Below are 5,338 nucleotides of genomic sequence, written 5' to 3' on the forward strand. Positions count from 1 at the left end.
CGGCGGTACCGCCTGCCGCCAGGGGAGCGCGGAGGGGTTCCTGGTGCCGGTGCACGGCTCCGACGCCCTGGACCTGCTCCGGGAGCTCTTCGAGCGCGACCTGCGCGGCGCGGGCACGGGGGGCCGCCCCCTGTCGCCACCGCACCGCGACCGGCTGGACGCAGCCCTCGCGGAGGTCGTCCACTGGGCCTGCGACGGCACCGAGGAGCACCCCGGCTCCCTGGCGGTGGACGAGGACGCCCTCGGTGAACTCGACGAGGCGTGGATACCGGTGCGCACCCCGGACGGGCCCGGCCTGCTCGTGTGGTGCAACTCCGACTGACCCCGCCCCGGGACCCAGGTCCCCGGGCGGGCCGTCGCCGTTCTACCAGCTACCAGTTACCGGCTACCAGCTGCCGTCCCAGTCCGGGGGGTAGGTCTTGCCGGGTTCGGGGTCCAGAACCTGGGTGGTGGTCACGAACGTGTAGCCGTCCTCGCGCAGGCGCTCGATGATCTGGGGCACGGCCGCGATCGTCGGGGCCTGCGGGTCGTGCAGCAGGACCACCGAGCCGGGCTCCACCAGCTCCACCACCCGGTCCGTGATGGCGGCGGGGTCGGAGCCGGTCCAGTCCTCGCTGTCCACCGTCCACAGCACCTCGGCCATCTCCTGCCGGGCCAGCTCGGCCTTGACGTCGTCGTTGGTGGCGCCGAACGGCGGGCGGAACATGTCGACGGTGTAGCCGGTCTGGCGGCGGATCGCCGCACTCACCATCGCCACCTGGGCGGGCAGCTCCTCCGGTTCGAAGTACTCCGACATGCTCTCGTGCAGGTCGCTGTGGCTGGCCGGCTCGTGCCCCTCGGCGTAGATCCGCCGGGCCAGCCAGGGCCGGGTCAGCAGGGGGTTGCCGTTGAGGAAGAACGACGCCGTCACCTCCTCCTCGGCCAGGATGTCCAGCAGGTGCGAGGTCTCGTCGACCGGCCCGTCGTCGAAGGTCAGGGCCACGCACTTGACCTCGGGGTCGGCGCAGTCCACGTCGGGGCCGCGCTCGGTGACCGTGCCGGGGGCCACCGGGGCGGCCTCCAGGTTGGTGTCGGGCTCGCCCACCGACAGCACCGGCTCCTCGGTGAGCGAGGCCTGTCGGGCCCGCTCGCCCAGGTCCGACAGCAGCGGTCCGGCCTCGTCGGCGGCGATGACCGCGGTGATCCGGCCCACGGACGCGTCCGGCGGGTGGCCCTCGACGACCGGCGACAGGTGGCCGTCGTCGAACTCCACCACCAGGTCGCCCGCGGCGTTGAACCCGATCGAGTCGTAGGTGCGCATGATCGGCAGCAGCCCCTGGTGGTCGACGTCGGGGTGGTCCCCGAGCGCCTCGCCCACCAGGTCGTTCAGCGCCACCAGCGCCGCGTCGTCGGCCAGCAGCTCCGTGGCGTACCCGGTGTGCCCGGTCGCCGCGTCGTACCAGTACGTCGCGTACGCCTGGCGCAGCCCGTGCAGGTCCTCCTCGGTGCGCACCAGCCGCACCCCCAGCACGTCCTCGCCGGCGGCCACGACCTCCCAGCCGATCTCCAAACCGATCGGGTCCCGGCTGGCCCCGCGGAAGTCCATGACCTCCCGGTCGATGTGCCCGTGCAGGGCGGTGGAGAACCCGTCGGCGCCCGGGAACTCCGGGTGGGCGACGGAGATCTCCACGTCCTCGGGGATGTAGGGGTGGTCGGGGAAGTCGTCCCCGGTACCGCTCCACTCGGTCACCGGCTCCTCGGGGCCGTCGACCAGCACCGTGATGAGCCCGCTGTCGACGTTCTCCGGGGCGGCTGCGGGGGAGTTCTCACAGGACGCCAGCGGGAGCACCAGGACCACCGCCGCCCCCGCCGCCCATGGGCGCCGGCGCGCCGGCCCTCCTCCGCGGGGCAGGGCCTGCTTGGGACGCGTACGGCTCGACGAGAACACCGGACTCCCTCATCCAGAACATGTGCACCGGGGCTGTTGGGTGCAACATAGGGGACTCCGATGCCCTCGCCGTGACGCTGACCACATGTGGTCAGCTCCCGTGTCCCTGCCGACCGGTGCGGTCCGCCGCCCTATTCTCCGGCCGGTCCGCCGCCCCGGTCTCCGGCGCCGCCGCCCTAGTCCTCGGGCCGGTACACCCGCTCCTCGCTCCCGGCACCGGTGTCCGCCGAGGGGTCGTCCGCGGGCGGGTCCTCGGGGCCCTGCGTGTAGCGCCGGCCCGGCTCGGTGTCCCCCAGCAGCTGGGACACGGTCACCATCGTGTACCCCTGCGCGTCCAGCTCGCGGATGATCTTGTGCGAGGCGGCGATGGTGGTGGGGTGGATGTCGTGCATGAGGATGATCGCCCCGTCCGAGGCCCCGGCGATCGCCCGGTCCGCGACGATCGAGGGGTCGCGGTCGCGCCAGTCGTTGGTGTCGATGCTCCACAGGATCTGGGCCAGGCCCATCTCCTCCGTGACCGAGGCGACGGTGTCGGTGGTGGCCCCGTACGGGGGGCGCATGAGGTTCATGGTGTAGCCGGTCTCCCGGTACACCTGGGCCTGCACGGCGTTCAGGATGGCGAACGACCCGTCGGCGCCCAGACCGCCCAGGTTCTGGTGGTCGTAGGTGTGGTTGGCCATCTCGTGGCCCTCGGCGTAGGTGCGCCGCACCGTGCGCGGGTACTCCATGACGGGCAGGCCGGTGACGAAGAACGTCGCCTTGGCGTCGTACTCGGCGAGCGTGTCCAGCAGCTCGGGGGTGCCCCCGCCGGGGCCGTCGTCGTAGGTCAGGGCCACGCACTTGACCTCGGGTGAGGCGCAGTCCACGGAGTCGTCCACGGGGGAGATGACGCCCGGGACCTGCTCGTCGACGACGCCGCCCTCCTGGGGCGCGGCGGAGATGGAGAACTCCTCCACGCCGGTGGTGGCGGCGCGCAGCACACGCCGCCCGAAGTCCGACAGCAGCGGCTCGGCCTCGGCGCGCCCGACGACCGCGGTCAGCGGCCCCGCCTCGGCCGGGGCGACCTGCCCGGCGTCGAACTCCACCACCAGGTCGCCGTCGGGGTTGAACCCGACCGAGTCGTACAGCGCCGCCACCGGCAGCACCGTCCCCGACTCGGCGGCGTCGCCGAGCCGGTCGCGCACCAGGGTGTTGAGGGCGGCCAGCTCGTTCTGCCCGGCCAGCAGCGACTGCGATCCGCGGGTGACGCCGTCGCCGGTGTCGTACCAGTAGGTCGAGTGGAACTCCCGGGTCCCCTCGGAGTCGGTCTCCTCGCCCGTCATGCGCACACCGACCAGGCCGTCGGAGGCGGCGGTGACGTTCCAGCCCGCCGTGTAGGACTGCGCCCCCGGGTTGGCGGCGTCGAACCACTCCACCTCGGTGCCCAGCCGCTCGCGCAGGAACCCGGTGAGCGGCTCGGCGTTGGGCAGCACCGGGAAGGTCACGTCGGTGGCGACCCCGTCGTACTCCAGCGACTCCACCTCCACGCCGGTCAGGGCGGCCGCGTCCACGACGGTCAGCGCGTCGGGCTCACCGGTGGCGGGCAGGCGCTGCTCCATGACGTCGGCGAGGCCGTGCGCCACCCCGCCGGCCGGACCGGCCCCCAGCGACTCCGGTGGTCGCACCGACAACAGCACCATGCCGGCCAGCACCACGAGGGAGACACCCACGGTGATCACCGGGTGATCGGGGGTCATGGCGGTTCGGGTCAGCTTGTTCACCAGGGGTTCTCCGCGTCCATCTCGCAGACGAACGTGCACGGGGCCGGCGGGGAGACCGCCGTGCGACGTCTTCATCGGGTGTGACGCCGCCCACGGGCGGAGGGTTCGGACTCCGGGGCGGCGAAGGGCACAGGGGGCATGCCGGGGGTCAGGGGCGAAGGGGGGCCTCCCTATACTTGCAGCCGTGGAAGGTACGCGCGCCATCACCGCGCCGGGGGCGACCCCGGGTCGGCGGCGCGCGTCGCAAGAGGGAACCCGGTGCGAATCCGGGACTGCCCCGCAGCGGTATACGGGAACGACCCCCGCCATCAAGCACTGGTGATCCGATCGGAGAAGTCGGAAACCGGGAAGCGGCGGGCACTAGGAGATCGGTGAGCCACCGGTCGCGCCCGTGAGTCCGAAGACCTGCCTCCGCCCGGCGGCGCACCCGTGCCGCCGGTGGTCCCGCGCCCCGAGGGAGGGCCGAGGTCGGCACGCGCGAGCGCCCGCTGCACGGGGCGCCTCTCCGGCGTGCCCCTCGTCGACCCCGCGGCCGGTACCCGGCTTTCGACGAGGGAGAGAAGCTTCATGACCACCACACCCAGGCCCGCCGTGCGGTCCACGGTGCACGGCTACCCGCGCATCGGCCCCGACCGCGAGCTCAAGCGCGCCGAGGAGTCCTACTGGAAGGGCGCCACCTCGGCCGCCGACCTGGAGAAGGTCGCCGCCGACCTGCGCCTGGACACCTACGCCCGGCTGCGCGCCGCGGGGATCGACGACATCCCCTCCAACACGTTCTCCTACTACGACCAGGTGCTGGACACCGCCGTCCTGTTCGGCCTGGTCCCGGCCCGGTTCGAGGACCCGGCCGCGGCCGCCGACGCCGACGAGCGGCTGCGCCGCTACTTCGCGCTGGCCCGCGGCGTCCAGGGCGCCCCGCCCCTGGAGATGACCAAGTGGTTCGACACCAACTACCACTACCTGGTCCCGGAGCTGTCCCCGGACGTGCTCCCGCGCGCCGCCGGTGACAAGCCCGTCGCCGAGTTCCGCGAGGCCCTGGACGCCGGGTACCGCACCCGCCCGGTGCTGGTCGGCCCGCTGACCTTCCTGCTGCTGTCCAAGGCCGCCGACGACGCGCCGGAGGGCTGGTCGCCCCTCGCACTGCTCGACGACCTGCTGGACGCCTACGCCTCGGTGCTGGCCGACCTGCGCGCCGCCGGTGCCGAGCAGGTGCAGCTGGACGAGCCGGTGCTGGCCACCGACGAGGGCCGGGCCGCCCTGGGCCACCTGGAGCGCGCCTACGGCGTCCTGGGCGGGCTCACCGACCGGCCGGAGATCTGGGTCTCCACCTACTTCGGCTCCATCGGCGCCGACGCCCTGCGCGTCCTCAAGGAGTCCCCGGTCGAGGCGGTCGGCCTGGACTTCGTCACCGACGACGAGGGCATCGCCGACCTGACCGCCGTGTCCGGGCTGGGCGGCACCCGCCTGGTCGCGGGCGTGGTCGAGGGCCGCAACGTCTGGCGCACCGACGTCCCGGCCGCCGTCGCCACCCTGGGCACCCTGCTGGGCCTGGCCGACGAGCTCACCGTGAGCACCTCCTGCTCGCTGCTGCACGTGCCCATCGACCTGGACGCCGAGACGTCCCTGGCCCCCGAGCTCCGCGCGGCGCTGG

The 5,338-nt window shown here is 73.4% G+C and carries 3 protein-coding genes, 1 pseudogene and 1 riboswitch; of the genes and pseudogenes, 2 read left to right on the forward strand and 2 right to left on the reverse strand.

The features are described from left to right. Nucleotides 1-322: DUF6210 family protein (locus ACJOT3_RS32160; protein ID WP_406976901.1), on the forward strand; the 322-nt coding region annotated here is incomplete at its 5' end. 63 nt (nucleotides 323-385) lie between these two features. On the opposite strand, the gene ACJOT3_RS32165 is transcribed toward ACJOT3_RS32160, so the two are convergent. Both ACJOT3_RS32165 and ACJOT3_RS32170 read right to left on the reverse strand, forming a co-directional pair. Next, nucleotides 386-1,837, reverse strand: coding sequence for a polysaccharide deacetylase family protein (locus tag ACJOT3_RS32165; RefSeq protein WP_406976902.1), 1,452 nt, complete (start codon nucleotides 1,835-1,837; stop codon nucleotides 386-388). A gap of 266 nt (nucleotides 1,838-2,103) precedes the next feature. Beyond that, on the reverse strand, nucleotides 2,104-3,687 hold the full coding sequence (locus ACJOT3_RS32170; RefSeq protein WP_406976903.1) for a polysaccharide deacetylase family protein: 1,584 nt from the start codon (nucleotides 3,685-3,687) through the stop codon (nucleotides 2,104-2,106). 226 nt (nucleotides 3,688-3,913) lie between these two features. After that, nucleotides 3,914-4,097, forward strand: a riboswitch (cobalamin riboswitch). Nucleotides 4,098-4,254: 157 nt separating this feature from the next. Here ACJOT3_RS32170 and ACJOT3_RS32175 point away from each other — a divergent pair. Further along, nucleotides 4,255-5,338, forward strand: a pseudogene (locus tag ACJOT3_RS32175) (5-methyltetrahydropteroyltriglutamate--homocysteine S-methyltransferase); the annotation flags it as partial.

Origin of the sequence: Nocardiopsis protaetiae, from assembly GCF_045446735.1 — a bacterium.
Taxonomy (GTDB): Bacteria; Actinomycetota; Actinomycetes; order Streptosporangiales; family Streptosporangiaceae; genus Nocardiopsis; species Nocardiopsis protaetiae.